Annotated in this window: 27 protein-coding genes and 1 tRNA gene; 11 read left to right on the forward strand and 17 right to left on the reverse strand. The window is 71.0% G+C overall.

The features are described from left to right. Positions 1-2: 2 nt before the first annotated feature. The 3 genes from metG to LL648_RS01405 are packed head-to-tail and all read right to left on the reverse strand — an operon-like array spanning position 3 to position 3,315. On the reverse strand, positions 3-1,799 hold the full coding sequence (gene metG, locus LL648_RS01395) for a methionine--tRNA ligase (RefSeq protein WP_232660507.1): 1,797 nt from the start codon (positions 1,797-1,799) through the stop codon (positions 3-5). A 2-nt stretch (positions 1,800-1,801) separates the two neighbouring features. Continuing rightward, a complete protein-coding gene (locus tag LL648_RS01400) occupies positions 1,802-2,077 on the reverse strand; it encodes a hypothetical protein (RefSeq protein ID WP_232660508.1) in 276 nt (91 codons plus the stop codon). Beyond that, the gene (locus LL648_RS01405; RefSeq protein WP_232660509.1) at positions 2,074-3,315 is read right to left on the reverse strand and encodes an FAD-dependent monooxygenase; all 1,242 of its coding nucleotides are present in this window, start codon (positions 3,313-3,315) and stop codon (positions 2,074-2,076) included. Before LL648_RS01405 ends, LL648_RS01400 begins: the two co-directional genes overlap by 4 nt. Before the next feature lie 100 nt (positions 3,316-3,415). Between LL648_RS01405 and LL648_RS01410 the strand changes: the two genes are divergently transcribed. Genes LL648_RS01410 through LL648_RS01420 form a run of 3 tightly spaced genes read left to right on the forward strand, consistent with a single transcriptional unit; the run spans position 3,416 to position 5,869 of the window. Further along, positions 3,416-4,174: a TetR/AcrR family transcriptional regulator gene (locus tag LL648_RS01410; RefSeq protein WP_232660510.1), complete on the forward strand. Its 759-nt coding sequence runs from the start codon at positions 3,416-3,418 to the stop codon at positions 4,172-4,174. A gap of 10 nt (positions 4,175-4,184) precedes the next feature. After that, positions 4,185-4,667, forward strand: coding sequence for a cation:proton antiporter regulatory subunit (locus tag LL648_RS01415; RefSeq protein WP_232660511.1), 483 nt, complete (start codon positions 4,185-4,187; stop codon positions 4,665-4,667). 26 nt (positions 4,668-4,693) lie between these two features. Beyond that, the gene (locus LL648_RS01420; RefSeq protein WP_255684375.1) at positions 4,694-5,869 is read left to right on the forward strand and encodes a cation:proton antiporter; all 1,176 of its coding nucleotides are present in this window, start codon (positions 4,694-4,696) and stop codon (positions 5,867-5,869) included. 111 nt (positions 5,870-5,980) lie between these two features. Here LL648_RS01420 and LL648_RS01425 read toward each other — a convergent pair whose 3' ends face one another. The 4 genes from LL648_RS01425 to rsmI form a co-directional block, all read right to left on the reverse strand. After that, positions 5,981-6,583 carry a hypothetical protein gene (locus tag LL648_RS01425; RefSeq protein WP_232660513.1) on the reverse strand — a complete coding sequence of 201 codons (603 nt, stop codon included), beginning with the start codon at positions 6,581-6,583 and terminating at the stop codon, positions 5,981-5,983. Further along, positions 6,570-8,198, reverse strand: coding sequence for a substrate-binding domain-containing protein (locus LL648_RS01430; RefSeq protein ID WP_232660514.1), 1,629 nt, complete (start codon positions 8,196-8,198; stop codon positions 6,570-6,572). Before LL648_RS01430 ends, LL648_RS01425 begins: the two co-directional genes overlap by 14 nt. Beyond that, a complete protein-coding gene (locus LL648_RS01435) occupies positions 8,195-9,316 on the reverse strand; it encodes a hypothetical protein (RefSeq protein WP_232660515.1) in 1,122 nt (373 codons plus the stop codon). Before LL648_RS01435 ends, LL648_RS01430 begins: the two co-directional genes overlap by 4 nt. A 118-nt stretch (positions 9,317-9,434) precedes the next feature. Then, entirely contained in the window at positions 9,435-10,295 is an 861-nt protein-coding gene (gene rsmI / locus LL648_RS01440; protein WP_374111971.1) for a 16S rRNA (cytidine(1402)-2'-O)-methyltransferase, read from the reverse strand. A gap of 46 nt (positions 10,296-10,341) precedes the next feature. On the opposite strand from rsmI, the gene LL648_RS01445 reads away from it, so the two are divergent. Then, the gene (locus LL648_RS01445) at positions 10,342-11,910 is read left to right on the forward strand and encodes a dolichyl-phosphate-mannose--protein mannosyltransferase (protein WP_374111972.1); all 1,569 of its coding nucleotides are present in this window, start codon (positions 10,342-10,344) and stop codon (positions 11,908-11,910) included. On the opposite strand, the gene LL648_RS01450 is transcribed toward LL648_RS01445, so the two are convergent. Next, positions 11,858-12,466, reverse strand: coding sequence for a TetR/AcrR family transcriptional regulator (locus LL648_RS01450; RefSeq protein WP_232660517.1), 609 nt, complete (start codon positions 12,464-12,466; stop codon positions 11,858-11,860). The two genes, LL648_RS01445 and LL648_RS01450, sit on opposite strands and share 53 nt — an antisense overlap. Before the next feature lie 105 nt (positions 12,467-12,571). Between LL648_RS01450 and LL648_RS01455 the strand changes: the two genes are divergently transcribed. Further along, on the forward strand, positions 12,572-13,468 hold the full coding sequence (locus LL648_RS01455; protein ID WP_232660518.1) for a TIGR03620 family F420-dependent LLM class oxidoreductase: 897 nt from the start codon (positions 12,572-12,574) through the stop codon (positions 13,466-13,468). 3 nt (positions 13,469-13,471) lie between these two features. Here the strand turns inward: LL648_RS01455 and LL648_RS01460 are convergent, their stop codons facing one another. Then, positions 13,472-14,308 (reverse strand): DMT family transporter, encoded by an 837-nt coding sequence (locus LL648_RS01460; RefSeq protein WP_232660519.1) that lies wholly within the window; start codon positions 14,306-14,308, stop codon positions 13,472-13,474. 115 nt (positions 14,309-14,423) lie between these two features. On the opposite strand from LL648_RS01460, the gene LL648_RS01465 reads away from it, so the two are divergent. Then, positions 14,424-15,041, forward strand: coding sequence for a helix-turn-helix domain-containing protein (locus LL648_RS01465; RefSeq protein WP_232660520.1), 618 nt, complete (start codon positions 14,424-14,426; stop codon positions 15,039-15,041). Positions 15,042-15,203: 162 nt separating this feature from the next. On the opposite strand, the gene LL648_RS01470 is transcribed toward LL648_RS01465, so the two are convergent. Together LL648_RS01470 and LL648_RS01475 are read right to left on the reverse strand one after the other, a co-directional pair. Then, on the reverse strand, positions 15,204-15,773 hold the full coding sequence (locus LL648_RS01470; RefSeq protein WP_232660521.1) for a hypothetical protein: 570 nt from the start codon (positions 15,771-15,773) through the stop codon (positions 15,204-15,206). A gap of 80 nt (positions 15,774-15,853) precedes the next feature. After that, positions 15,854-16,624, reverse strand: coding sequence for a TetR/AcrR family transcriptional regulator (locus tag LL648_RS01475; protein WP_232660522.1), 771 nt, complete (start codon positions 16,622-16,624; stop codon positions 15,854-15,856). Positions 16,625-16,704: 80 nt separating this feature from the next. Here LL648_RS01475 and LL648_RS01480 point away from each other — a divergent pair, with 80 nt between their 5' ends. Next, entirely contained in the window at positions 16,705-17,421 is a 717-nt protein-coding gene (locus LL648_RS01480) for a DUF2306 domain-containing protein (RefSeq protein WP_232660523.1), read from the forward strand. A 135-nt stretch (positions 17,422-17,556) separates the two neighbouring features. Then, entirely contained in the window at positions 17,557-18,720 is a 1,164-nt protein-coding gene (locus LL648_RS01485; RefSeq protein WP_232660524.1) for a terpene synthase family protein, read from the forward strand. Positions 18,721-19,193: 473 nt separating this feature from the next. On the opposite strand, the gene LL648_RS01490 is transcribed toward LL648_RS01485, so the two are convergent. The 5 genes from LL648_RS01490 to LL648_RS01510 form a co-directional block, all read right to left on the reverse strand. Then, a tRNA-Ala gene (locus tag LL648_RS01490) sits at positions 19,194-19,266 on the reverse strand. A gap of 41 nt (positions 19,267-19,307) precedes the next feature. Beyond that, complete coding sequence (locus LL648_RS01495; RefSeq protein ID WP_232660525.1) at positions 19,308-20,186, reverse strand: hypothetical protein; 879 nt, start codon at positions 20,184-20,186, stop codon at positions 19,308-19,310. A 137-nt stretch (positions 20,187-20,323) separates the two neighbouring features. Continuing rightward, a complete protein-coding gene (locus LL648_RS01500) occupies positions 20,324-20,977 on the reverse strand; it encodes a GNAT family N-acetyltransferase (RefSeq protein WP_232660526.1) in 654 nt (217 codons plus the stop codon). A gap of 20 nt (positions 20,978-20,997) precedes the next feature. Next, entirely contained in the window at positions 20,998-22,221 is a 1,224-nt protein-coding gene (gene glp, locus LL648_RS01505; protein ID WP_232660527.1) for a molybdotransferase-like divisome protein Glp, read from the reverse strand. 6 nt (positions 22,222-22,227) lie between these two features. Beyond that, on the reverse strand, positions 22,228-23,115 hold the full coding sequence (locus LL648_RS01510; RefSeq protein ID WP_232660528.1) for a UTP--glucose-1-phosphate uridylyltransferase: 888 nt from the start codon (positions 23,113-23,115) through the stop codon (positions 22,228-22,230). 36 nt (positions 23,116-23,151) lie between these two features. On the opposite strand from LL648_RS01510, the gene LL648_RS01515 reads away from it, so the two are divergent. From LL648_RS01515 to LL648_RS01525, 3 genes are all read left to right on the forward strand, one after another. Further along, positions 23,152-23,778, forward strand: a complete 627-nt coding sequence (locus tag LL648_RS01515) for a 5-formyltetrahydrofolate cyclo-ligase (protein ID WP_232660529.1) — start codon at positions 23,152-23,154, stop codon at positions 23,776-23,778. Positions 23,779-23,836: 58 nt separating this feature from the next. Further along, a complete protein-coding gene (locus tag LL648_RS01520) occupies positions 23,837-24,172 on the forward strand; it encodes an FmdB family zinc ribbon protein (protein ID WP_232660530.1) in 336 nt (111 codons plus the stop codon). 126 nt (positions 24,173-24,298) lie between these two features. After that, the gene (locus LL648_RS01525) at positions 24,299-24,946 is read left to right on the forward strand and encodes an SAF domain-containing protein (protein WP_232660531.1); all 648 of its coding nucleotides are present in this window, start codon (positions 24,299-24,301) and stop codon (positions 24,944-24,946) included. 81 nt (positions 24,947-25,027) lie between these two features. Here the strand turns inward: LL648_RS01525 and LL648_RS01530 are convergent, their stop codons facing one another. Continuing rightward, positions 25,028-25,210: a hypothetical protein gene (locus LL648_RS01530; protein ID WP_232660532.1), complete on the reverse strand. Its 183-nt coding sequence runs from the start codon at positions 25,208-25,210 to the stop codon at positions 25,028-25,030. Between the last annotated feature and the right edge of the window lie 9 nt (positions 25,211-25,219).

Here is a 25,219-nt window from a genome sequence, read left to right on the forward strand (position 1 = left end):
GCTCAGGCCTTGACGATCGGGGCCCACTCCGGGCCCGTCTCCCCGAGCTCGGGCGCGAGCTTCTGGAAGATCGGGGTCGGCTTCCGCAGCGGGCGCCCGATCTCGATCGGCCTCGACTCCCACTTCGCCTGCTCGCGCGTGTAGTCGCCGGTGAGGATCGGGTTCATCCGACCGGGGATGTCCAGGTCGGGGACGTCGAGCAGCTCGGGTTGCGCCGCCCAGAGACCCGTGCCGCCCATGGCCTCGTGCACCTGCTGCGCGGCGTGCGGGAGGAAGGGCGTGAGCAGCGTGTTGGCGTCCTGGACGACCTGCAGCGCCGTGTGCAGCACGGCATCGCGGCGGCCGGGGTCGTCCTTCAGCTTCCACGGCTCCTGGTCGGACAGGTACTTGTTGGCCGCCGAGACGACCCGCATGGCCTCCGCGATGCCGGCGCGGAACCGGGAACGCGCGAGGTGCGCGCCCACCGTGTCGAACGCCGCCCGCGAGAGCGCGAGCAGCTCCGCGTCGGCGGCGGCCGGAGTGGTCGGCGCCGGGATCGCGCCGTTGTTCTTGTGCGCCATCGAGATCGAGCGGTTGACGAGGTTGCCCCACTCGTTGGCCAGCTCGAAGTTGACCCGCCTGACGAACTCGTCCCAGGTGAAGTCGACGTCCTGGGTCTCCGGGCCCGCCGCCGAGATGAAGTACCGCAGGCTGTCGGGGCCGAACTCGCGCAGGAAGTCGCCGAGGTAGATCACGGTGCCGCGGGACGTGGAGAACTTCGAGCCGCTCATCGTCAGGAACTCGCTCGACGCGATCTCCGACGGGAGGTTCAGCTCGCCGTACGGGCCGGGGGTGCCGCCGTGGTCGCCCTGCCCGTTGTGGCCGAGCAGCAGCGCCGGCCAGATCTGGGCGTGGAACGTGATGTTGTCCTTGCCCATGAAGTGCACGATCTCGGCGTCGGGGTCGTTCCACCACGCCTTCCACGCGTCGGCGTCGCCGCTGCGCCGCGCCCATTCGACGCTCGCCGAGAAGTAGCCGATCACGGCGTCGAACCAGACGTAGAACTTCTTGAGCGGCTGCTCACGCCACCCGTCGAGCGGGATCGTGACGCCCCAGTCGATGTCGCGGGTGATGGCGCGGGGCCGCATGTCGTCGACGAGGTTCTTGGTGAAGTTCAGGACGTTGGGCCGCCACCCGGTCTTCGTCGACAGCCACTTGCCGAGCGACTCGGTGAACGCCGGCAGGTCGAGGAACAGGTGCTCGGTCTCGACGAACTTCGGGATCTCGCCGTCGATCCGCGAGCGCGGGTTGATCAGCTCGCTGGCGTCGAGCTGGTTGCCGCAGTTGTCGCACTGGTCGCCGCGCGCGCCGTCGTAGCCGCAGATCGGGCAGGTGCCCTCGACGTACCGGTCGGGCAGGGTGCGGCCGGTCGACGGGCTGATCGCGCCGGTCGTCGTCTTCGGGATGACGTAGCCGTTGCGGTGCAGCGCGAGGAAGATCTGCTGCGTGACCTCGGCGTGGTTGCCGGTGGTCGTGCGGGTGTAGAGGTCGTAGGTCACCCCGAGGCCGCGCAGGTCCTCCGCGATCACGCGGTGGTACTTGTCGGCGGTCTGCTGCGGGGTGAGCCCCTCCTTCTCGGCCTGGACGAGGATCGGCGTGCCGTGCTCGTCGCTCCCGGAGACCATGAGCACCCGGTTGCCGGCCATCCGCTGGTAGCGGGCGAACACATCGGAGGGCACACCGATACCGGAGACATGGCCGATGTGCCGTGGGCCGTTGGCGTAGGGCCACGCCACGGCGGTCAGCACGTGGGAACTCATAGTCACCAGCCTATGCCGGTGGTGCCAGTCAGATTTCGGCGGAGCCTCTGGCCCGTGATGCGCAGCTTGCCGTCGACGGGCTGCAGGGTGAGGCCGAGGACGTCCGACCACGCGGTCCCGCACGGCGGCATCATGGCCTGCCGCAGCCGCACGTGCCGCGCGTCGTGCGGTGGGACGAGAGCCAGCACGCCGTCCCACATCTCGTCGGCCTTGCTGAGGCCGGCTCGCCGTCGATCGTCGAGCACGGCCTGCGGAACGTCGAGCCACACGACCCTCACGCGCCGAGACTATCAGCCGATCGTCCATCTTGGACCGGAGTCTGGTAGTCCTTCAGCTCGATCGCGGTAGCGGCCTCCCGCACCGGCCCGATCATCTTCTCCACGATCGCGTCCCGCCACGGCAGCTTGGGCAGCACCTTCATCATCTGGACGCCCATCCAGCTCTGGAAACGGTTCTTGGCGATCATCTGGCCGATGTTGTTGCGGCCCAGCTCCTGGTTCTTCTCGACGAAGGTGCGCATCTCCCGGTCGTAGGCGGCGAACGCGGCGACGTGGTCGCCCCCGGCCGCGGCCAGCTCGCCGGCCAGCACGTACGCGCCGACCATCGCGAGGCTCGTGCCCTGCCCCGACGCGAAGCAGGGGCAGTAGCCGGCGTCGCCGACGAGCGCGACGCGCCCGCGCGTCCAGCCGTCCATCCGGACCTGGCTGACCGAGTCGAAGTAGAAGTCGTCGGTGGCCTCGAGGCCGGCCAGCAGCCGGTCGGTCTCCCAGCCCGCGCCGGTGAACTCCTTCGCGACATAGGCCTTCTGCCCCGCGACGTCACGCCGCTGCAGCGGCTCCTGCGGCGCCGCGAACAGGAAGAGCGCCTTGGCGCCGGTCATCTGCTTCGTGCTGTAGACGTTCACGGTGCGCCCGGGCACCGTGTAGATCAGCTCCTCGCGGTCGAGCGCGAGGTGGTTGTCCACACCGGCAATCGACACCTGGTAGCCGAGGTCGCGCACGTACTGCGCCTCGTCGCCGAACGCGAGCGCCCGCACGTTCGAGTGCAGCCCGTCGGCGCCGACGACCAGGTCGAACGTGCGCGGGGCTGCCTTCTCGAACGACACCGCCACACCGTCGTCACCCTGGACCAGCCCGGTGATCGACTCTCCGAAGAGGTACTCGACGTCGTCCTTCGTGGCGTCGAAGAGCATCTGCGAGAGGTCGCCGCGCATCACCTCGACGTCGGCCTCGCCGCGGCCCATGAACAGCTCGGCCGGCATCGAGACGAGCCGCTTGCCGGCGTCGTTCACGAACGACAGCGACTGCATCTCGGTCTCGGCGGCGCGGGCGGCGTCCAGCAGGCCCATCCGGTCGGCCACCTCGATCGCCGCACCGCGCAGGTCGATCTTGTAGCCGCCGGTGCGCAGCTCGGGCGCCTTCTCGACGACGGTCACCTCGAAGCCGTAGCGGTGCAGCCAGAACGCGAGCGCGGGGCCGCCGATGCTGGCGCCGGAGACGAGGACGGTGCGGGCCATTGGGGGCTCCTTCTGCTCGTACTGCGTATGAGCTACGCTGTGATGCGTAAGTTATACGCAGTACGTAGGATGGCCGTCAAGACCTGAGAGGTGAACAGCGATGGACACGACGAGCGGGACGGGGCTACCGGCCAGCATCGAGATCGCGTGGGGCCTGCGTGAGAAGCCGACGAAGGGACCCAAACGCGGGTTGAGCATCGACCGGATCGTCGAGGCGGCGGTGCACGTCGCCGCGACCGACGGGTTGGGGGCCGTCGCGATGGGCCGGGTCGCGAGCGAGCTCGGCGTCGGCACGATGTCGCTCTACCGCTACGTCGGGGCGAAGGACGAGCTCTACATCCTGATGTCGGAGGCGGTGTTCGCGACCGGGCCGCCCGACGTTTCCGGCCTCGGGTGGCGCGAAGGGCTGGCGACCTGGGCGCGCAGCCTCTTCGACGTGCTCTTCGCGCATCCGTGGGTGCTGCGGATGCCGGTCAGCGGGCCACCCGCGACGCCCAACCAGCTGCGTTGGATGGAGAGCGGGCTCATCGCGTTGCGCGGGAGCGGGTTGGGAGAGGGCGAGAAGATCTCGGTGATGCTGCTCGTGATGGGTTTTGTACGAAGTGAGGTCACCGTCTCGAGCGAGCTGACCACGGCTTCGGCCGCGCAGGGCATCACCGAGCAGGAGGCCGCGCAGGCGTACGGCCGGCTCATGACGACGCTGGTCACGCCGGAGCGGTTCCCCGCGGTCGCGGCGGCGTTCGCGGCCGGGGTCGCATCGGAGGAGGACGGCCCGGAGATCCGGTTCAGCTGGGGGCTCGAACGGGTGCTGGACGGGGTGGCCGCGCTGGTGGCGGACCGACACGAACCGGACAGTTAGGGTGGGAAGCGTGAACGTCGAGGTGACCCCGCTGCCCGGCATCGGGATACGCAAGGACTTCGCGATCCGCAGCGGCCGGCGGCTCGGTGTCGTGACGCATCGCGACGGCCAGATCGAGCTGATCATCTCGAAGCCCGACGACCCGGACGCCTGCATGGCCGAGCTGCCGCTGACCCCGGAGGAGGCGGCGGCGCTGGCCAACCTGCTCGGCGCGCCACAGCTGGTCGCGCAGCTGCGGGAGGAGCACAAGAACCTCCCCGGCGTGCACACGCGTCAGATCCCGGTGGTGCCCGATTCGCCGTTCGACGGGCGCACGCTCGGCGACACGGCGCTGCGCTCGCGCACCGGGGTGTCCGTCGTCGCGGTGATGCGCGCGGGCCACGTCCACCCGAGTCCCACCCCGGACTTCACCCTGACCGGCGGCGACCTGATGGTCACCGTCGGCACGTCCGAGGGGCTCGACGACGCCGTCAAGATCCTCAAGTTGGGCTGACCGCCGTGGCGGACATCGCGCTGGAGATGATCGAGCTCGGCGCTGTCTTCTTCGGCATGGGGCTGCTCGGGCGGCTCGCCGGTCGGATCGGGCTCTCGCCGATCCCGCTCTACCTGATCGGCGGGCTGTTCTTCGGGCACGGCGGGCTGGTGCCGCTCACCGGCATCGAGGACTTCACGCACCTGGCCGGCGAGGTCGGGGTGGTGCTGCTGCTCCTGCTGCTGGGGTTGGAGTACTCGGCGGCCGAGCTGATGACGGGCTTGAAGCGCTCGTGGACGGCCGGGCTGCTGGACATCGTGCTGAACGCCGCGCCAGGGGCGGCGGTGGCGCTGCTGCTGGGCTGGGGTCCGATCGGCGCGGTCGTGATGGCCGGGGTCACGTACATCTCGTCGTCGGGGATCATCGCGAAGGTGCTGGGCGATCTCGGCCGCCTCGGTAACCGCGAGACGCCCGTGGTGCTCTCGATCCTCGTGTTCGAGGACCTCGTGATGGCCCTCTACCTGCCGATCCTCACGGCGCTGCTGATCGGGGTGACGCTGCTCGGCGGGCTGTCCGCCGTCGGGATCTCGGTCGGGGTGCTCGTGGTGGTGCTGGTCGTGGCGTTGCGGTACGGGCGGTACGTCTCGGCCGTCGTCGACTCGCCCGACCGTGAGGTCTTCCTGCTCAAGGTGCTCGGCGCCGCGCTGCTGGTCGCCGGGTTCGCCTCGGCCATGCAGGTCTCGGCGGCGGTCGGCGCGTTCCTGCTGGGCATCGCGATCAGCGGCTCGACGGCGGTCAACGCGACGAAGATGCTGGAGCCGCTGCGCGACCTGTTCGCCGCGGTGTTCTTCGTGGTGTTCGGCCTCAACACCGACCCGGCCTCGATCCCGCCCGTGCTGGGGTGGGCGGTGCTGCTGGCGGTCGTGACGACGCTGACGAAGATCGCCACCGGCTGGTGGGCCGCCCGCCGGCAGGGCATCGGGAAGCTGGGCCGGGCCCGCGCCGGTGCTGCCCTGGTGGCGCGGGGCGAGTTCTCGATCGTCATCGCGGGGCTGGCCGTCGGCTACGCCGCCGTCCCGGACGAGCTCGCCGCGCTCGCCACGACGTACGTGCTGCTCATGGCCGTCATGGGGCCGGTCGCGGCGCGGGTCGTCGAGCCGATCGCGCGGCGGTTCGCCGCCCGTCGCACCGCGGCGACGCCCCTGCCGTCAGCGGGTTCGTAGCGCCTACCTTCGGCGTCGCGCGCGGCAAGGGCAGGAAAGCCACTTTCCGGCCCTGTGAGGGCAGGAAAGTGGCTTTCCTGCCCTCCCCACGACCACCTGGGGAGCCCAGCGTCAAGGCTCCCCGTGGCGTTGCTTGAGCTGGCGGGTGAGCTCTTCGGCCCGCTCGGCGTGGACGTCGGGGACGGCCGCGGCGAGCCGGTCGACGGACGACGCGATCACGTCGAGCTGGGTGACGAGCTCGGCGGCCGCCTTCTCCGCCGACGCCGACGGGGACCGCCCGAGGTAGGTGTCGAGGCACACCGGGAGATCGACGCGGATGATCTCGGCGACGATCGCGAGCCGCTCGGGCGCGGCGGCGCGGTCGGCGGGCTGGTCGGCGACCTCGTCGAGGCGGTCGAGCACGAGCCGCAGCACGTCGAGGATGCGGCGGACGGCCTCGACGGTTCCGATGGGCAGGTCGCGCCCGCGGGCCGCGGTGCCCTCGCCGAGCTGCTCGCCGTCGTCGCGGAGGGCGTCGGTCAGCCGTGGGGCCTCGTTCCGCGGGTCGGCGGGCGCGACGAGCGCGCCGACCCCGTACAGCCCGACCGCGACGACCGGCCAGATGTCGCCGATGAGCCCGGCGACGTGCAGGCCGGTGCCCAGCACCGCGCCCGCCATCCCCGCGATGTTCTTGCGCGAGGTGAGGTAGCGCCGGATCCGCTCAGACGTACCCACGGATCTCCTTGAACACCTCCGGTAGCGACGTGGTTCGCGCGTCGAAGGTGCGGCCGCCGGTCAAGGCGGCGATCTCGGCCATTTCGGCATTGTCGCTCTCGCCGAACAGAATGCAGAAGACGGGCACCCCCCGCAGCTCGGGCGGCCGGGTTCCGATATAGGAGCGGAACGCGGAGAGGTCGGCGCCGGAGGTGTTCTCGCCGTCGGTCATCAGGACGATCGAGGTGAACCGGTCGGGCTCGGCCCGGATCTGCTCGCCGGCGAGCCGGTAGGCCGCTTCGAGGCTGTCGTAGATGGCGGTGTCGCCGCCGGCGACCAGCTGCTGGGCGGCGTCGGCGACCCGTTGCCTGTCGGGTCCGGTGTCGTCCTCCTTGATCGTGAACGTCTGCACGGGGGCCGGCGCGCTGGAGAACGGCAGCAGCGAGACCTCTTCGCGGCCGCGGAAGCGGCGGAACTGCCCGGTGAGCGACGTGTCGGCGCCGGCGAGCCCGGCCAGCGAGCGGCGAAGCTGGCCGATGCGGTCGTCCTTCGACATCGAGCCGGAGGTGTCGAGTACGTACACGGTGCGCGACGGTCGGCGGATCTTGTCGAAGTAGCTGGTCAGGAGCACGTCGACGATGCCGGCGGTGGAGGGGAAGGGCAGCTCGACGAGCGTTGTCGGGCTGTTGAGCTCCGCTGCCAACGGGATGCCGGGGACGGCCGGGCGGCGGTGGGTGCGTTCCATGATCGCGCGCTGGACGTCGGGGGTGCGGAGGTACTCGGTGAGCTTGCGGTGCTCGTCGCGGACGCGGTCGGGCACACCGGCGAGGACGGTGAGCGGGTACTCCGCGGTCACCACGCCGTCGGCGGGGCGGATCAGTTCCAGCGGCTCGGGCAGGTTGCCCACGGCGTTCATGGCGAGCAGCACGGACTCGTAGTTGATCAGCCCGTCGACCGCCGGGCCGGGGTCGGTGCCGGCGGCGCGGCGCACGTAGGCGTCCTGCAGGAACCCGGAGGAGCCCGCGGCGAGCGTCTGCGCGGCGAAGAACGACCGCAGCGCGGGTTCGGTGCTCGCCGCCTGCTCGACGGTCAGGGCGGCGCCGGAGCCGACGAGCGCGGTCGCGACGGCGACGACGGTGGAGAACCCGGAGTTGGATGCGGACGGGTCGGTCATGCCGTAGGTGAACCGTTCGGCTCCGGCGGCTTCGGCGATCTCCGACCACGTGACGGGGCGGCCGATCCAGCCGAGTTGCTGGGCGACGGATCGGCGCAGGCCGAGCACAACCGGCGAGGACATGATCTCGGTGGCCGTCGCGAGCTTCGCCTGCGCTTTGGGCCGCAGCGCGAGGTAGCGGTTGGAGGAGAACCAGACGGCGTCGTACGACTGCGCGGCGGCGCCGGAGGCGACGGTCTCGGCGCCGTCGAGCGTCCCGGCGAACTGGAGGTCGACCCGCACCCCGGTGGCTGCCGCGGCCTCGTCGAGTATCGGCGCCATGTCGGCGAGCTCGCTGCCGGCGAGCACCCTGAGCAGGCCGGGCTCGGGGTCGCGCGGACCCTGCGTCGAACCGGACGGACTCGACTGGCAGCCGGCGAGTAGGACCGCCAGCACCGCGGCCGCCGCCAGCACGCGCCTCACGCGGGGCACCCCAGGCTGGTCAACATTCCCTCCAGGTTGTCGTACGACGGTGGCTCGACGACGTCGACCAGCGTCGGCGGCTGCAGGAGCCCGCGCGCGGTGACGGCGTCGCTGAAGGCACGCGGGTCGGGGGTGCGGAACCCGTGCTGCGCCGCGAGCGTGATCAACTCGGGGTTGGTGGTGAGCAGCTCACCGATGCGGTCGCCGGCCGGTTTGAGCGGCACCAGCGTGTGCCGGGAGAAGATCGTCGGGCTGGGGTAGAGCAGCGTCGCGCCCTGCGGGAGCGCCGGGTCGGGCGAGAGCGCCTCCGCGACGTACTGCGCCTCGTAGACCAGCGCCATCGGCACGCGGCCCATCCCGGCCGAGAGGTAGTCCTCGAACAGGACCTCCGTGGACGGCGGGAGGTAGCCCTGGTCGCGGAAGAGCGGCGAGACGGCGGGCAGGACGGCTCCGGCCGCGGCGGTGTCGCCGACGACGGACTCCTTGTTGGCGACGTACGAGGCGATCCCGAGGTACATCGCGGCGGAGTTGGACTGGCACGGCGCCGTCGTCGAGAGCAGCACGTTCTTCCGTGCGGGGAAGGCGGTGTTGCCGGGGAGCTGGTCCCACCGGGTGCTGCCGGAGGTCAGCTCGAGGTAGCGGCGCATGTCGAACGTCTGGGTGCCGGGCGCCACCACACCCGCCTGCGTGAGCAGTTCGACGATCGGCGCGAACGTCGCGACGGCCATCGGCGAGGAGAACGGTGCGTACGTCCGGGCGGCCGGGTGCGCGGCCAGCAGCTTGTCGGCCGCGGGTGAGCTCGACGGGAACGCGAAGTCGTAGGCGTCGAGGTCGACGGTGGTCGCGATCTGACGGGAGCCGGCCGGGTCGACGCGGACGTCGAGGCCGTTGGCCGTGAAGACGTCCTTGACCCTGGGGTCGGCGAAGAACGCGAGCTTCTCGGAGCCGATGACCCCGGTGACGGTGGTGACCGCGGGTGGGGCGGGCGCGCCGACGTCCCGGAACACCACGAAGCCGATGACCGCCAGGAGTGCCAGCGCGAGCACCCAGCTCAGCATCCTTCGCCCGGACCGGCGACCCCCCGCCACGCTCATGGCCGGATACTCGTCGGCCGCCATGAACGGAACGTGAATGCGGCAACTCGATCGGGCGCACCCAGCCCGCAAGTTGCCCACCGTTTTGCCAACCTGCACGCCTCTGAACGTGTGCAAGTTGGCAAAACGGTGGGGAAGTTCGTTACTCCTTGGTGACGAGCGCTGCGGCGTAGAGGTCCCGTTTGGGCACGCCAGCGGCCTCGGCGACGGCGGAGACGGCGCTCTTGAGGCGCTCGCCGTCGGCGACGCGTTCGTGCACGGCTCCGACGAGCGACGCGACGCTCGGCGCGGTCGAGGGCGCCGCGGCGGCCAGCACGACGGTGATCTCGCCGCGGACGGGCCCTTCCTCGGCCCAGGCCGCCAGCTCGGCGAGCGGGCCCCTGAGCACTTCCTCGTGCTTCTTCGTCAGCTCGCGGCAGACCGCGGCGCCACGATCGGCGCCGAGCACCTCGACGGCGGCCGCGAGCGTCTCGGCCAGCCGGTGCGGCGACTCGAAGAAGACGACCGCCCGCGACTCGCCGACCAGCGTCTCCAACCAGCGGCGACGCTCGCCTGCGCGGCGGGGCGCGAACCCGTCGAAGCAGAACCGCTCGCACGGCAGCCCGGAGAGGACGAGCGCGGTGGTGACGGCGGACGGGCCCGGCAGGCACGTCACGGGCAGCCCTTCCGCCGCGGCCGCCGCGACGATCCGGAAGCCGGGATCGGACACCGCGGGCATGCCGGCATCGGTCACGAGCAGCACCGTCCGGCCGGCGCGAACGTCGTCGAGCAGCGCGGGCAGCCGGGCCGCCTCGACGGCGTCGTAGTGGCTGACGACCTTGCCGGTGATCCCGACGCCGAGCGCCGCGGCGAGCGTGCGGAGGCGCCTGGTGTCCTCCGCGGCGATCACGTCGGCGGTGGCGATGGCGTCGATGAGCCGGGCGGATGCGTCGCGGGCGTGCCCCAATGGGGTTGCCGCGAGCACGAGACGACCGACTGCTGACTCGGGGGGCACGGCACCCAGCCTACGATCGGGTCCCGTGGCCACCGTCGAGCGAGCGCGGGAGAGCGTGCCGACGCGCCTGGTGAAGAACGAAGGGCCGACGGTCGGCAACCGGCCGGTCGGCTCCGATCCGCCGCTGCGCCGGCCGGTGCGCGACCGGATCGTGCTGCTCGGGGCCGGTCCGCCGACCGATCGGCTGCGTGGCTGGGTCGTCACGATCGTGCTGACGATGTTCGCGGCGGTGGTCCGGTTCGCGAGGCTTGGCTACCCGACCGACGCCGGCACGCCGGTGTTCGACGAGAAGCACTACGTGCCACAGGCGTGGCAGATGCTGCGCAACGGCGGGTTCGAGGACAACCCCGGCTACGAGGTCGTCGTGCACCCGCCGCTCGCGAAGCAGCTCATCGCGCTCGGCGAGATGGCCTTCGGCTACAACGGTTTCGGCTGGCGGGCGGCGTCGGCGCTCGCGGGCGTGCTGATCGTGCTGCTCGTGATCAGGGTCGGCCGGCGGCTGACCCGCTCGACGTTGCTCGGCGGCATCGCCGGGGTGCTGGTGATCTGCGACGGGTTGTCGCACGTGCAGTCGCGGATGGGGATGCTGGACGTCTTCTCCGCGCTGTTCGTCGTCGCCGCGTTCGCCACGCTGATCCGCGACCGGGACGACGTGCGCGCCCGGATGGCCGTCGTCATGGCCGAGGGCCGGATCGGGGACAACGACTACGGTCCGCGGCTCGGTGTGCGGTGGTGGCGGCTCGGCACCGGGGTGCTGGTCGGGCTGGGCTGCGCGGTCAAGTGGTCGGGGGTGTACTGGCTGGTCGCGTTCGCGCTGCTCACCGTGCTCTTCGACCTCTCGGCGCGCCGCACGGCCGGGGTGCGCAGGCCGTGGCTCGGCACGCTGCTGCGTGATGTGGTGCCGGCGATCTGGCCGCTGGTGGTGGTGCCGCTGCTGGTGTACCTGGCGTCGTGGTGGGCGTGGTTCGGCAGCGACACGGCCATCGACCGGTTCGGGAAGGTCAAGAACCCCAACCCGTTCATCCCCGACGCCCTGGAAGGGCTGATCTACTACAGCGGGAAGGTGCTCGCCTTCCACTCCGGCCTCACGACGAGCCAGGGCATGCACCCGTGGGAGTCGAAGCCGTGGGCGTGGCCGATGGGGCTGCGTCCGATGCTGTACCACTTCGCCGGCGAGGGGCAGGTCACCGGCTGCGGCGCGAACGACTGCGTGAGCGCGGTGATGCTGCTCGGCACCCCCGCGCTCTGGTGGCCGGCCTACGCGGTGCTCGGGTTCGCGGTCTGGCGGATCGCCACGCGGTTCGACTGGCGCTATGCCGCCGTCGTCGTCGGGTACGCGGCCGGCATCCTGCCGTGGCTGATCAACGTCGAGCGGCAGATGTACTTCTTCTACATGACGCCGGTGGTGCCGTTCCTGGCGCTGGCCACCGCCATCGTGATGGGCGAGGTGCTCGGCCGGGCCGGGGCGTCGCGGGAGCGGCGGCAGACGGGTCTGCTCGTCGTCGGGCTGTGGACGGCGCTGGTGGTGGTCAACTTCGTGTGGCTGTGGCCGATCCTCAACGCCGTGCCGATCACGCAGGAGATGTGGGACGCGCAGCTGTGGCTGCCGTCGTGGCGCCAGTAGCTGCGTCGAGCACGAGCGCGAGCAGCCGTTCCGGCATCTCCGGGTCGCCCTCGACCTCCTTGCTTACCCAGGCGACGGCGGCCGCGAGCGCGAGCACGTCGTCGGCCTGGACGTCGCCGCGGAAGGTACCGGCGTCGCGGCAGCGGTCGAACAGCGCGACACCGGTGTCGTGCATGCGGTGGCACGCGACGTAAAGGGGTGAGCCGGGGTCGCGCATCGTCGCGACGAGCGAGGCCGGCAACCCGCGGTAGGTGGCGCTGCTCTCGGCGAAACTGCTGAGCCACTGGGCGAACGCCGCGCGCGGCTCCGGTTCCGTCAGCCGCTCCTCGGCCTCGACGGCAAGCCGTTCGAACCGCTCGTGGACGAGCGCCTCCAGCAGCGCCTCGCGGTTCGGGAAGGCGCGGTAGAGCGTGCCGATCCCGACGCCGGCGCGGCGCGCGATCTCTTCCAGCGACGCTCCCGTGCCGTGCTCGGTGAACATCGTGTGCGCGGCGGCGAGCAGGCGCTCCTCGTTGCGGCGCGCGTCCGTGCGCGTGCTGCGGCGGCGGGTCTCCATGTGCACTCCAGGGGTTGCCGAAACGGAGGGAGCCTCCGTACGCTCTCGCTGGAGCGGAGGAGGCCTCCTCTTCCGCGGATCATAGCGAGCAGGGGGTTCGTCGAGATGGTTGATCTGGGCCGGGTCGGGGTGTGGACGTGGGCGTTCGACCGGTTGCCGTGGCCCGCGGTGGCGGATGCGGTCGCGGAGATGGAGGACCTGGGGTTCGGCACGATCTGGTTCGGCGAGGCGGCGGGCCGCGACGCGCCGACGCAGTCCGCCCTGCTGCTCGCGGCGACGCGGCGGATCGCCGTCTCCCCCGGCATCGCGAACATCTACCGGCACGACCCGGTCGAGCTCGTGCAGGCCGAGCGCACGCTCGCCGAGGCGTTCCCAGGACGCTTCCAGCTCGGGCTCGGGGTCGGCGCGCCGCGGATCGCGGAGCAGCTCGGGAAGAAGTGGGGCCCGCCGATCGAGACGATGCGCGGGTTCCTCGACGCGATGGACGCCACCGAACTCACCGGGCCGGCTCCGGCCCAGCCGGCACCGCGGGTGCTGGCCGCGCTCGGGCCGAAGATGCTGGAGCTGGCCGCTGAACGCACACGTGGTGCGCACCCGTTCTTCGTCCCGGTCGAGCACACGGCGTTCGCTCGCTCGGTGATCGGGCCGGACGCGTTGCTCGCGGCGCACGTCAACGTCGTGCTGCACGACGACCCGGCGGAGGCGCGCGCGATCGCGCGGGCCGCGGTGGCGCCGTGGGTCGCGTTTGCCGACGTGGTGCCGTCGCGCTGGGCGCAGATCAGGAAGCTGACCGGGATGACGCAGGACGACCTCGCCGACGGTGGCAGCGACCGGCTGGTGGATTCGTTGATGGCGTTCGGCGACGAGGCCGCGATCGCCGAGCGGGTCCGGCAGCAGTTCGCCGCCGGCGCCGACCACGTCTGCATCAGCGTCGCCGGCCCCGACCCGGCGCCGCCGCTCGGCATGGACGTCCTGCGCAGGCTGGCGCCCGCCTTGGGGTGACGCTCAGCCGGTGGCGGCGAGGAGCACGCTGGCGCCGAGCGCGAGCCCGGCGCTGGTGAGCTGCATGCCGGTGAGCCGTTCCTTGAGCACGATGCGGGCGAGCAGCACGACGACGACGGGGTAGAGCGAGACGAGCACGGCGCTCACGCCGAGGTCGCCGAACCTGGTCGCGATGAGGAACAGCACGTTGGAGAGGGTGTCGACGGCGCCGCTGAGCGCTACGAGTGGCAACGCCGCCCGGAGCGTCGCCCGGTCGGTCGACATCCGGCCGGCCAGCAGGAGCGCAACGAGCACGGTCGTGGACGTGATGCGCCCCGCAAGCAGCGGCCACAGTCCCGAGCCGGGCGGGGTGGCGTCCATCATCACGAAGAAGAGCCCGAACCCGAGCCCCGCGGCCAGCCCGTACAGCGAGCCGAGGCGGGCGCCGCTGCCCTTCGCCGACCCCGCGGTGGCCAGCAGGATCGCGACCAGCGCGATGCAGACGGCCAGCAGCGCGAACACGCCCGGGCGTTCGCCGCCCGCCAGCCCGACGACGAGCGGTAGCCCGGCTCCCACGACCGACGACAGCGGGGCGATCACCCCCATCGGCCCGATCGAGAGGCCGCGCAGGTAGAGCAGGAGGCCGGTGGCGCCGGCGATCCCACCGAGCGCGCCGAGCAGGAACGCGGCGCCCGACGGCGTCCCGGAGACGAGCCCGACCAGCGGCAGGAGTGCCAGCAGCCCGGCGGCCTGTGCACCAGCGGTCACGACGAGCACGGGGGCACGACGGGCCGCGAGCCCACCCGCGAAGTCGGCGATGCCGTAGCCGATCGAGGCCGGCAACGCGATCAGAACCGCCATCGTTCCCCCCAAGAGTCCAGTCGACCGTACTGTGACGGCCAGTTGACTGGATGCTAGGCAAGAACGACCGGGAAGTACATCAGAATATCCGGGGAGGTACGGCAGAATGGCCGGCATGCAGCCAGCCGATGCCGTCGCGGTCACCGTCGGACGGAACGTCCGGGCCTTGCGTCAGCAGCGGCGGATGACGATCGACGGGCTCGCCGCGGCGGCCGGGGTCAGCCGCGGCACCGTGATCCAGATCGAGACGGCGCGGACGAATCCCAGCATCGGGACGCTGGTCGCGCTGGCTGCGGCGTTGCGCGTGGGGGTCGCGTCGCTGGTCGACGGCGATGCGGAGCCGCGCGTCGTCGTGCGGAGGGGGTCGGAGGCGCCGCGGCTGTGGAGCAGCGATGCGGGCAGCTCAGCGGTGTTCTGCATCGGCACGGACCCGCCGGACGTCGTCGAGCTGTGGGACTGGACGTTGCAGCCGGGCGACGGGTTCGACGGCGAGGCGCACCCGATGGGAACGCAGGAGGTGCTGTCGGTGCTCTCCGGGGAGCTGGGTGTGCGCGTCGGCGGGACCGTGCAGCGACTGGGCAAGGGCGACACGGTGCTGTTCCAGGCGCACGCGCCGCACCGCTACTACGCAGAGGGCGACGGGCCCGTGCGGTTCGTGATGGTGGTACTGCAGCCGGGTGACGCCGGCCTCGTGCCGCCGACCAGCATCGCGCAGGCCGTGGTCGAGGAGTAGCACAAGTGCCGCTCGCCGGCCGTCCCGAACTCCGCGGCCCGACCCAGGCCGCGACCACCCGTCGGGATGTGTGCGTTCCCACGCGAGGGCAGGAAAGCCACTTTCCGGCCCTCACAGGGCAGGAAAGTGGCTTTCCTGCCCTCCCCACCCCTGGGGTGCGCCCTAGCAGCCGGCGGCCGTGAGCGGGCGGTGGACGGGGCGGGCCTCGAGTGTCACGCCTTCGATCTCCGAGCGGAACGCGCAGCCGGCCGCGGTGAGCACCTGGACGGTGTTCGGGTCGATGAACCGGACGTCGACGGGCTCCGGGCCTTCCTCGACGCCCTGGTAGACGGGGGATTCCTGTTCGAACGGGCCTACACCGGATCGTACGACGACGGCGTAGACGGGGTCGATCGCGAAGGGGGCGCCTTCGAGCACAACGAGCCGCCGCGCGCCGTCGGCGACGGTCTTGACCTCGCGGTTGTAGTCGCCGAGGTCGCTGAGGTAGAAGACGAGGCCGCTCCAGCCCAGCGCGAAGACCGCGCCGAGCGTGGCGATCAGCGCGCGCAGCACGGCGTTGCGGATCGCGACGAGCAACGTGACCGTCACGAGGATGATCGCGAGGAGCACGAGGGCCGAGGTGAACCAGCGGGCGTGGCGGAGGTGGAACGGGTCGGCGATGGCCAGCCCGGCCAGGAACACGATCACCAGCGTGCATGCGGCGAGTACGAGGACGCGGCGGAGTCTCGGCACCCGCGCATCCTGCCGGACCGATTCCCGTCCCGCTCGGGTGAGCGCATCGACTGGGCCGGTCGGACCAGCGGCTGCGCCGCTCAGCGGTCCTTCGCGGCCACCCAGCCCTCGACGCCGTCCAGGAACCTGTCGACCCCGAAGCTGAGCTCGAACGGAAGCCCCTCCCCCGCGGCCTGTTGGTGAACGCCGCCCGCGGTCTCGGCTTCGTGGACGGCGGTCAATGCGGGGTACTCCTGCGGGTCGACGAGCTCTGCGACGGCCCGCGCCAGGTCGGAGTCGGTCCGCGGGAACCCGTCGTCGGCCTTGTTCGCGCTGGTCATGTCCATGCTGATCTGCGCCATGCCGCGGACGACCGCCGTCAGGTGCAGCGCTGCCGCCCTGGCCTCGGCGCCGGCCAGCCCGGCCGCCAGGAGTGGCCGCAGCAGGCGGTCGAGCCACGCGAGCTGGTTCGGGCCCACGGGGGTGTGGTCGAGCGGGACCCGCAGCATCCAGGGGCGGGCGTGGAAGCCGGCCCAGAGCGCGCCGACCCAGCGCCGGACGGCGACCCGGACGTCGTCGACGCCGTCGAGATCGGGCGGTTCCCCTGCCCCGACGTCGGCGGCCACTTCCAGCAGGAGGTCCTTGCTGGGGATGTGGTTGTAGAGCGACATCGTCGAGAAGCCGAGCTCGGTCGCGACCCGCTGCATGGACAACGCTTCCAGCCCATCGGCGTCCGCAACCCGGACGGCGGCCTGCGCGATCAGCTCGACGCTGAGCCGGGGCCGCGGGCCGCGCCGACCGCGGGCACGTCCGGCCCACAGCAGCGTGAGGCTGCTCTGAAGCTCGGAGGCCTTGCCATCGTGTGATGCCATCGGCCCATCCTAAAACTATGTACGTCATACGTTTTAATGTATGGTGTACGTAGTTTTGAGTCCCTTCTCGAAGGAGCGTGATGACGACAACCTCGAACGCGCCGGCGCCCCGGGTCGTACCTCGCCGCCGGAAGGTGGCGTGGCTGCGTCCCTGGACGGTGCCGCTGCTGTTGGTGGTCGCGGTGTTCTTGGCGTTCTCGGTGCCGCCGTACCTGACCTTCGACCCGTCGCTGTCGCGGCTGGAGCCGCCGGCGGGCAACGGGCTCTACTACCCGTTGCTGGTCGCGCACGTGGTCTTCGGCACCGTCGCCATGACGACGGCGTGCTTCCAGATCTGGCCCGCGTTCCGCGCGCGGTACAGGCGGGGGCACCGCATCACCGGTCGGATCTACGTCTTTGCCGGTGTCCTGCCTGCGGGCCTGCTCGGGTTGTACATCGGCTGGCACACCGCGGCCGGCCCGTCCGTGCAGGTGGCCAACCTCGCCGGGTCGGCGGTGTGGGTCGTCGTCACCGTCGCCGGGTTCCGGATGGCCCGGCAGCGCCGCTTGGCCGATCACCGGCGGTGGATGTCGCGCAGCGTCGCGCTCACCATGTCGATCGTGCTGAGCCGGCTCGTCAACATCGTCGCGACGATCGCGCTCACGCCGCAAGTGGAGTCGACGTTCGGCGGGAGTCACCTGTTGATGCAGTACAGCGCGTTGAGCATCGGCCCCTGGCTCAGCCCACTGCTCCTACTGCTGCTCACGGACTGGCTACTGGAGCGCCCGAAAGGCCGCGCCCGCCGCCCCACTGACTGACAGGTCGCCGCCGATCTTCCCCGGTCGGCGGCTGTGCATCACGCTCCGCAGTGAAACGTTCGGCGGCAGCCAAGCCGCTGTACGTCCGCTGGCCGGCACGTTTTGATTGGGCCGAATCCAACTCCTGGAGCCGGCATGACCGTACCGCCAGATTCCATCGCGGGCCGACCGGTTCGCACCGACCGGTTCGACCCGTTACAACGCGAGCTCCGTTTCCACATGAGGGGGATGCCAGATCTCCTGCCGCTGTACGTCCACCCTCGGCATGTAGAGGTCGAGGCCGAGTCGGAGTCGTGGGTCCGGCGAATGCTCGGGGATTGTTTCAGCGACGGCGAGCTGGCGACCTTCCTTTCTTATCGGTGCGCCTGGTGGGCCTGCATGGGGCACGCCACCGCTCGGGATGACCGCATTCAGAACCTCGCGGACTGGAACATGTTCATCTGGGCCTTCGACGACACCGTCGCCTGGCGCCGTGCCGAGACGAGCACGGAACGGGGTCTGCGCTCCACGTACACCGCCGCATTCACGATCTTGAACGGCGGACGGTTGCCAGCTCATCGGGCTAGTCCGCTGACGAGGGCCTTCGCCGACATCTGGGATCGCTTCGCCTCTGACATGTCCAGCGCGATGCACGAGCGGATGCGGCGCGTCATCGATCGACTGCTGGCCACCTGGCCTGCGGAGGACGAGTTGAGGCACCACGGGAGGATCCCCGATTTCGAGGCCTATCTGAATCTGCACCGTGCCAGCGGCGGCAGCGACTGGGTCCCGATACTCACGGAGTACGGACTGGGGATCGATTTGAGCGATGTCATCGCCGATCGGTTGGACCTGATCGAGGCCAACCAGCATCTTGCCGACTACTTCCTCATGGAGAACGGGATCTTCGGGTTGCTGAAGGACATCCACAGCAAGGAGATCAATCCGGTTCTGGCGCTTCTCGACACGGGTCGGTACTCCGTTCAGGAGGCCGTCGACCAGGTGCACGCCCTCGCTGTCGCTGCCGTGGCGAACTACGTGCGGATACGTGACCGGATCTGCTCTGGGAATGATCGCGCCGACATCTCGACCTATGTGACGCATCTCGGCTACCAGTTCACGTCCGCTATTTACTGGATGCGGGTCTCACCCCGCTACAACGGTCCGGGCCTCGACTGGGACGGCACCCCGACGGGCGAACTCACCGTCAACGTCCCGGAGAGCACCGTGCACTTCACCCCGGACCCGGTGACGTCGGGCGTGCCCCGCTACGCGTCCCCCCGCTTCCCCCCGACGCACCGCCCAGATAGCTCGCGCTGAGAGCCGATCAACCGATGCGCAGAAAACGACCCCCGGAGAGCGAGCGAAGCGAAGCGGAACGGCGGGTCCGGGCGACCACCAGCGGAGCGAGCAAGGCGGCCCCAGGCACGGCGCCAAACGAAACGTGACCACCGGAGAAGCGAGCGAAGCGAAGCGGAACGGCGGGTCCGGGAGGCCACCGGCGGAGCGAACGAGGCGGCCCCAGGCACGGCGCCGAACGAAAGGTGACCACCGGAGAAGCGAGCGAAGCAAAGCGGAACGGCGAGTCCGGGGTGGCCACCGGCGGAGCGAGCAAGGCGGCCCCAGGCAACGCGATGAACGAAACGTGACCACCGGAGAAGCGAGCGAAGCGAAGCGGAACGGGGGGTCCGGGGGGCGGAGCCCCGCCGGCTGGGGGTCTGGGGGCTCGGCCCCCAGAAGGCAGGCGAAACGCAAAAGGCGAGTGCTCTCCACGAGCACTCGCCACCCATGCGTGGAGCTGAGGGGAATCGAACCCCTGACCTACTCGATGCGAACGAGTCGCGCTACCAACTGCGCCACAGCCCCGGTGTCCGGTGGTGCCGGACGTGAAGAACTTTAGCAGTCCGTCATTCGCCGGCTGCACGGCGGTAGTCGGGGCGGGTGGGGCCGTCGAGCTCGTACAGGTCGGGGTCGTCGGTGAAGCCTTCGACGAGTGCCGTTCCTGCCGGTAGGGGTGGTGGCGGGGCGGGTTGGAGGCGCGGGAGCGCGGGTTCGGCGTCGTCGGCTTCGGCGTCGGCCGGGGGTCGTTCGGCGGTGTCGGCGACGGGTTCGGGGGTGGCGGTGACGTCGTTGTGCTCGGGCGTGGCGTCGGTCACGGGGTGCCGGGTGGCTTCGCGGCCGCGGCGCGCCCATTCGTCGAGTTCGGGGTCGTCGGCGGCGGAGGGGCGGCGGGTGCCGGCCATGCGTGCGGCGCGCCGATCTCTGATGGCTTCTTCGAGCCGGACCTGTCGGCGCAGGTAGATGAGGTAGCCGATGAGCGCGGCGTCGACGGTGATGTGGATCCACCAGATGTCGGGGAATGCGACGGCGGCGGTGACGGCGGTGCCGACGGCGGCGATCAGCATGGTGAGGACGACGCGCTGGCGGAAGGCGTAGCGGGCGCGGGCTGCGGCTTCGGCTGCTGCGGGGTCGAATCCGCCGCGGCCGGGACGGTAGCGGGGCGGGGGGCGTTCCCAGCGACGGTCGTCGGCTTCGTCGTTCTCGTCGGGTTCCTCGGCGAGCACTTCGGGTGTTGTCTGCTCGTCGTCGACGGGTTCGGGGTCGCGTTCCGCGCCGTCCATGGCGTCCACCTCCAGGTTCTGGCGCCGTGTCGGTCGTTCGAGCACGCGGCCGGAGAGGGCGGCGACGCTGGGTCGCGCCACTTCTTGGCGGTGTCGGGCGACTGCGGGTACGAGGATGAGCAGCCAGAGCACGACGAGTCCTGCGAAGATCATCGAGCTTGGCATGCTGCCTCCTCCCCCACGGCGCAGTCCGTTCGCGATCCCGTCTCCCCAGTCAAGATCGTGTCGGCACAACAAAGGTAGTGAGCTGCGGGTTGTTCGTGCGGCAACGACGCGCCGACGTTGTGAGGTTCACTCCTGTGCTAGGCGCGTTGGGCTCGTCCTTGTGTGACGAGTCGCCCGGCGAGGCCGCCGTGGGGCACTTCTTCGATGGTGACGGCGTAGACGAGGTGGTCGCGCCAGGCGCCGTCGACGTCGAGGTAGCGCCGCAGCAGTCCTTCTTGGCGGAATCCGAGTTTGGTGAGCACGCGGATGCTTGCTTCGTTCTCGGGGCGGACGGTGGCTTCGATGCGGTGCAGTCCGACGGGACCGAAGCAATGGTCGACGACGAGCGCGACGGCTGCGGTGATGATTCCGCTGCCGGCGGCTTGGGCGTCGATCCAGTATCCGACGTAGGCGGAGAGGAGTGGTTCGCGGACGATGTTGCCGATCATGACGTGGCCGACGAAGCGACCGTCGAGGGTCACGGCGAAAGGCAGCGCCACTCCGCGGCGGCCTGCTGATCGCAATTGCATCCAACGGCCGGGCCATTCGGCGGCGGAGTTCCGCTGTGCCCAGCTGCCGGGCATGGTGGGTTCCCACGGCGCCAGGTGGCGTTCGTCGCGGACGCGGATCGTCGACCACGGGGTGGCGTCGCGGAGCCGGACGGGGCGCAGCGCGACGAGCCCCGCTGGGAGTTGGAGCGACCCGATCGTCGCAGGCCAACCGGGGTGTCGCCCGGACGGGCGGTCCGGCATCGCATGTGCCACGGTCGGTTTCAGTGGGCTGGGAGGAAGGAGACGGTCACCGGCTCGTCGACGGTTGCTTCGGTGACGTGCTCGGGCACGATGATCAGCCCGTTGGCGTCGGCGAGTGAGGAGAGCAGGTGCATGCCGGCCGTTCCGAGTGGTTGGACGAGGTAGTCGCCGCTTGCCTGTTCGCGCAGCAGCCGCCCGCGAAGGTAGCCGCGCCTGCCCTCCTGAGATGTGATCGGGGAGGTGAGGCGGGCGGACATGGTGCGCCGGTACGGGTCGGTGCGGCCTTGTGAGATCCGCAGGAGCGGGCGGACGAGCACCTCGAAGAGGAGCAGCGCGGTGGCGGGGTGCGATGGGAAGAGGAAGGTCGGCACGCCGTCGGGGCCGATCCGGCCGAACCCCTGTGTGGAGCCGGGGTGCATGGCGACACGGGTGGTGTCGAGGTCGCCGAGGCCGTCGAGTGCGGCGTGGACCTCGGCGCCCGCTCGGCCGCCGACGGCTCCGCAGACGACGATGACGTCGCTGAACGGGAGGCGGTCCTGCATCGCGGCGCCGATGTCGCGGGCGTCGCCGCGGACGAGGCCCGCGCGGGAGGTCTCGGCGCCTGCTTCGCGGGCGGCCGCGGTGAGGGCGTGCGAGCACACGTCGGCGACCTGGCCCGCGCCTGGCGTTCTGGCCAGCTCGACGAGCTCGTCGCCGACCGAGATCACCGAGACGCGTGGTCGGGGGTGGACGAGCACCTTGTCGCGGCCGGCGGCGGCGAGCAGCCCGACCTGCGCGGGGCCGAGCACGGAGTCGCGGCGGACGGCGACGTCGCCGGGTTGGACGTCCTCCCCGATCCTGCGGACGAACGCGGCGGAGGGGACGCCGCGGTGCACGGCGATCCGTGCGGGTCCGGCGTCGGTGTGGCCGACGGGGACGACGGCGTCGGCGAGTGTGGGCAGTGGGGCGCCGGCCGCGACGCGCACGGCTTGGCCGGGCTGCAGCCGCAGTGGTTGCCGTGACCCCGCGGGTATCTCGCCGACCACGGGCACCATGATGGGTGCTTCTTCGCTGGCGCCGCCGACATCGACGCTGCGGACGGCGTAGCCGTCGATGGCTGCCATGTCGAAGCCCGGCAGCGGCCGGGAGGCGACGACCTCCTCTGCGCACCGCAAGCCGTAGGCGTCGGAGATCGCGAGCCGGACCGGGGCAGGCCGGATCGCGGATCCGAGGACCCGTTCGAGCTGCTCGTCGACCGACCGCACGGGTCGTCAGCCGTCCAGGCGCGCGCCGAGCCAGGCGCGGAGGTCGGGACCGTAGTCGGGGTGCTCCAGCGCGAAGTCGACGAAGGCCCTGACGTAGCCGCCGGGGTTGCCGAGGTCGTGCCGGCCGCCGCGGTGCACGACGACGTGCACGGGGTGCCCCTCCTTGATCAGCAATGCGATTGCGTCGGTGATCTGCAGCTCGCCGCCGGCGCCGGGGGTGATGCGGTCGATCGCGTCGAAGACCGCCACGTCGAGCAGGTAGCGGCCGGCTGCGGCGAACGTCGATGGGGCTTCGGCGGCCGGTGGCTTCTCGACCATGCCGCGGACGCCCTTGACGTCGGGATCGTCGGTGTCGGTGACGTCGAAGACGCCGTAGGCGGAGATCTCCTCGCGCGGGATGTCGAACGCGCAAAGGACGCTGCCGCCGAAGGCCGCGCGGACCTCGGCCATCTTGGTGAGGACGCCGGTGGGGAGCACGAGGTCGTCGGGCAGGAGGACGGCGAAGGCCTGCTCGTCGGGCTGGAGTGCGGTGCGTGCGCAGCCGATGGCGTGCCCGAGCCCGAGCGGCTCATCCTGTGTGACGGTGCGCACATCCAGCAGCTCGTGCGCGCGGCGCACCTTCGCGACCAGCGCGTCCTTGCCGCGGGCGGCGAGTGTCTTCTCCAGCTCCGACGAATCGGCGAAGTGCGCGGCGACGGCGTCTTTGCCCGGTGAGGTGACGATGAGCAGTTGCTCGGCGCCCGCTTGTGCCGCTTCGGCTGCGACGAGTTCGATACCCGGTGTGTCGACGACGGGCAGCAGTTCCTTGGGCACGGTCTTGGTCGTGGGGAGGAACCGGGTGCCCAGGCCGGCGGCCGGGACGACGGCGGAACGGAAAGCGGGCGACTCACTCATGGTTGGCGAGCCTATCGGCGCCGGTAGCGTGGCCGTGTGACGGCACGCGCTGGCGGACAACCTCCACTCGATGCGCTTTCTGTTCGCGCCCAGAAGGAATTCTGGCGACGACACTGTCTCGCGGCCCGTCGAGCGCTGCCGACATCGATCCGGGCGGCTCGTGCGGCGATGTTGACGACGGGTGCGGTGAGCCTCGCCGATCGCTCTCTCGGACCGATCTGCGCCTATCTCCCGGTGGACATCGAGCCCGGTTCTCCGGCGATGGTGGAGGCGTTGCGCGAGGCCGGACACACCGTTCTGCTGCCCGTTGTCCCAGCTCGGCCCGGTCCGCTCGAATGGGCCCGGTTCGACGGGCTCGACGCGTTGGCCAGCGGTCCGCTGGGATTGCTCCAACCGGTCGGTCGACGGCTGGGACCTGCGATGATCGCGCATGCGGGGCTGGTGCTCGTCCCGGCGTTGGCCGTTGATCTGGCCGGGCGACGGCTCGGGCGTGGCGGCGGCTATTACGACCGGACTTTGCCGCTCGCGTCCCCTGATGCGCCGCTCGTGGTGGTGCTGAACGACGAGGAGCTGGTGGACGAGCTCCCGTCGGACGATCACGACCATCCGGTGACGGCCGCATTGCTGGCGGAGGCGGGGATCACGCCGCTGGGGAACAGTTGAGAGGTGGGACGGGTTATGCTGGCACTCAGAGTGTTCGAGTGCCAGTCCGGAGGGACACGTGCCGACCTACCAGTACGCCTGCACCGCCTGTGATCACCGTTTCGAGGCAGTGCAGTCCTTCACCGATACCGCGTTGACGGAGTGCCCGGCATGCTCGGGTCCGTTGCGCAAGGTCTTCTCGTCTGTCGGGATCGTCTTCAAGGGCAGCGGTTTCTACCGCACCGACAGCCGTTCGGGATCGGGCAGCGGTTCGGTCGCCAAGGGTGAGAGCAAGAGCGAGTCGAGCAGCAAGGAGAGCAGCAGCTCGTCGAACAAGAAGTCGGAGTCGAGCAGCTCCAGCAGCTCGTCGTCGAGCTCGTCGTCGAGCAGCGCACCGGCCGCCGCCGCATCCTGACACACCCCACCGACAACTCCAGGCGGCCCGTGCTCCTGCCGCCGGAGTTGTCCACATCGGCCCCCACTTATCCACAGTTCTCAACTCCCCCGGGCGCACCCCCCGCCACGCCATAGCGTCGTCGGCATGGCCTCATCCCTCCGCCCCGCACTCCGCGACCGTCTGTCCCGCCGCATGGGTGGGCCGAGCTGGCGGCGCATCGCCGTCCTCCGACGGTCGGCCGCGGCTGTGCTCGCCGCGATGGCGCTTGCGCTGGCGCTGCTGCCTCGGCCGGGTTCGGCGGGTGTCGACCTCGTGGTGGCCGCTGTCGACATCGCGCCCGGTGCCACGATCGACGCGGCAGCTGTCGTGGTCCGCAGCTGGCCGAGCGAGCTGGCGCCGGCCGGTGCGCTCACGGATACCGCCGCGGCGGTGGGGCACGTCCTCGTGGGCGCGGCGCGGGCCGGCGAGCCGATCACCGATGCGCGCCTGGTGGGTGCAGGGCCGCTGTCGAGCGCGGGAGTGCTCGGTGCTGCCGTTCCGGTCCGGCTTGCCGATGCCGGTGTTGCGTCGCTCCTCCTTCCGGGCAGCCGGGTCGATGTGGTGACGCTCGGCGAGCGCAACGCGGAGGCCGTTGTCCTCGCATCGGATGCCGTGGTCCTGGCCGTGCTGGCCGAGGATGCGCGGGCCCGCGGGCGGTTGGTGCTGGTGGCGATGCCACGGGCGACCGCGGCGAAGGTCGCGGCGGCAGCGTTGACCGAGCAGGTTGCGGTGACGATGCGCGGGCCGCCGTGATCCGACCGTCGGGGTCGGGGTCGGGGTCGGGGTCGGGGTCGGGGTCGGGGTCGGCGTCGGGGTCGGGGTCGGCGTCGAGGGTCAGCGTTCGCGGTCGTGGTGCGGAGGGCGGTCGGCGAGCAGGTCGGCGTCGTCCCGGTCGACGTCCTGCGGGGTGGGGTCGTCCTGCTCGTCGCGTGTGGTGGTGGGCAGCACGTCGCCGAAGACCTCATCGAGGCGTCGGCGCAGCCGATCAGGTATTTCCTGCACCGCTCCATCCTGCACCGGTGCCAC

Origin of the sequence: Pseudonocardia sp. TRM90224 (genome assembly GCF_021245725.1) — a bacterium.
Taxonomy (GTDB): domain Bacteria; phylum Actinomycetota; class Actinomycetes; order Mycobacteriales; family Pseudonocardiaceae; genus Pseudonocardia.

Excerpts from the sequence above, each read along its gene's own strand:
- LL648_RS01485 (WP_232660524.1), top strand. The coding sequence starts at position 17,557 with ATGACCGTACCGCCAGATTCCATCGCGGGCCGACCGGTTCGCACCGAC.
- LL648_RS01500 (WP_232660526.1), bottom strand. The coding sequence starts at position 20,977 with ATGCCGGACCGCCCGTCCGGGCGACACCCCGGTTGGCCTGCGACGATC.
- LL648_RS01495 (WP_232660525.1), bottom strand. The coding sequence starts at position 20,186 with ATGCCAAGCTCGATGATCTTCGCAGGACTCGTCGTGCTCTGGCTGCTC.
- LL648_RS01465 (WP_232660520.1), top strand. The coding sequence starts at position 14,424 with ATGCAGCCAGCCGATGCCGTCGCGGTCACCGTCGGACGGAACGTCCGG.
- LL648_RS01450 (WP_232660517.1), bottom strand. The coding sequence starts at position 12,466 with ATGGAGACCCGCCGCCGCAGCACGCGCACGGACGCGCGCCGCAACGAG.
- LL648_RS01455 (WP_232660518.1), top strand. The coding sequence starts at position 12,572 with ATGGTTGATCTGGGCCGGGTCGGGGTGTGGACGTGGGCGTTCGACCGG.
- LL648_RS01435 (WP_232660515.1), bottom strand. The coding sequence starts at position 9,316 with ATGGCGGCCGACGAGTATCCGGCCATGAGCGTGGCGGGGGGTCGCCGG.
- LL648_RS01410 (WP_232660510.1), top strand. The coding sequence starts at position 3,416 with ATGGACACGACGAGCGGGACGGGGCTACCGGCCAGCATCGAGATCGCG.
- LL648_RS01525 (WP_232660531.1), top strand. The coding sequence starts at position 24,299 with ATGGCCTCATCCCTCCGCCCCGCACTCCGCGACCGTCTGTCCCGCCGC.
- LL648_RS01475 (WP_232660522.1), bottom strand. The coding sequence starts at position 16,624 with ATGGCATCACACGATGGCAAGGCCTCCGAGCTTCAGAGCAGCCTCACG.
- LL648_RS01480 (WP_232660523.1), top strand. The coding sequence starts at position 16,705 with ATGACGACAACCTCGAACGCGCCGGCGCCCCGGGTCGTACCTCGCCGC.
- LL648_RS01420 (WP_255684375.1), top strand. The coding sequence starts at position 4,694 with ATGATCGAGCTCGGCGCTGTCTTCTTCGGCATGGGGCTGCTCGGGCGG.
- LL648_RS01405 (WP_232660509.1), bottom strand. The coding sequence starts at position 3,315 with ATGGCCCGCACCGTCCTCGTCTCCGGCGCCAGCATCGGCGGCCCCGCG.
- metG (WP_232660507.1), bottom strand. The coding sequence starts at position 1,799 with ATGAGTTCCCACGTGCTGACCGCCGTGGCGTGGCCCTACGCCAACGGC.
- LL648_RS01510 (WP_232660528.1), bottom strand. The coding sequence starts at position 23,115 with ATGAGTGAGTCGCCCGCTTTCCGTTCCGCCGTCGTCCCGGCCGCCGGC.
- LL648_RS01460 (WP_232660519.1), bottom strand. The coding sequence starts at position 14,308 with ATGGCGGTTCTGATCGCGTTGCCGGCCTCGATCGGCTACGGCATCGCC.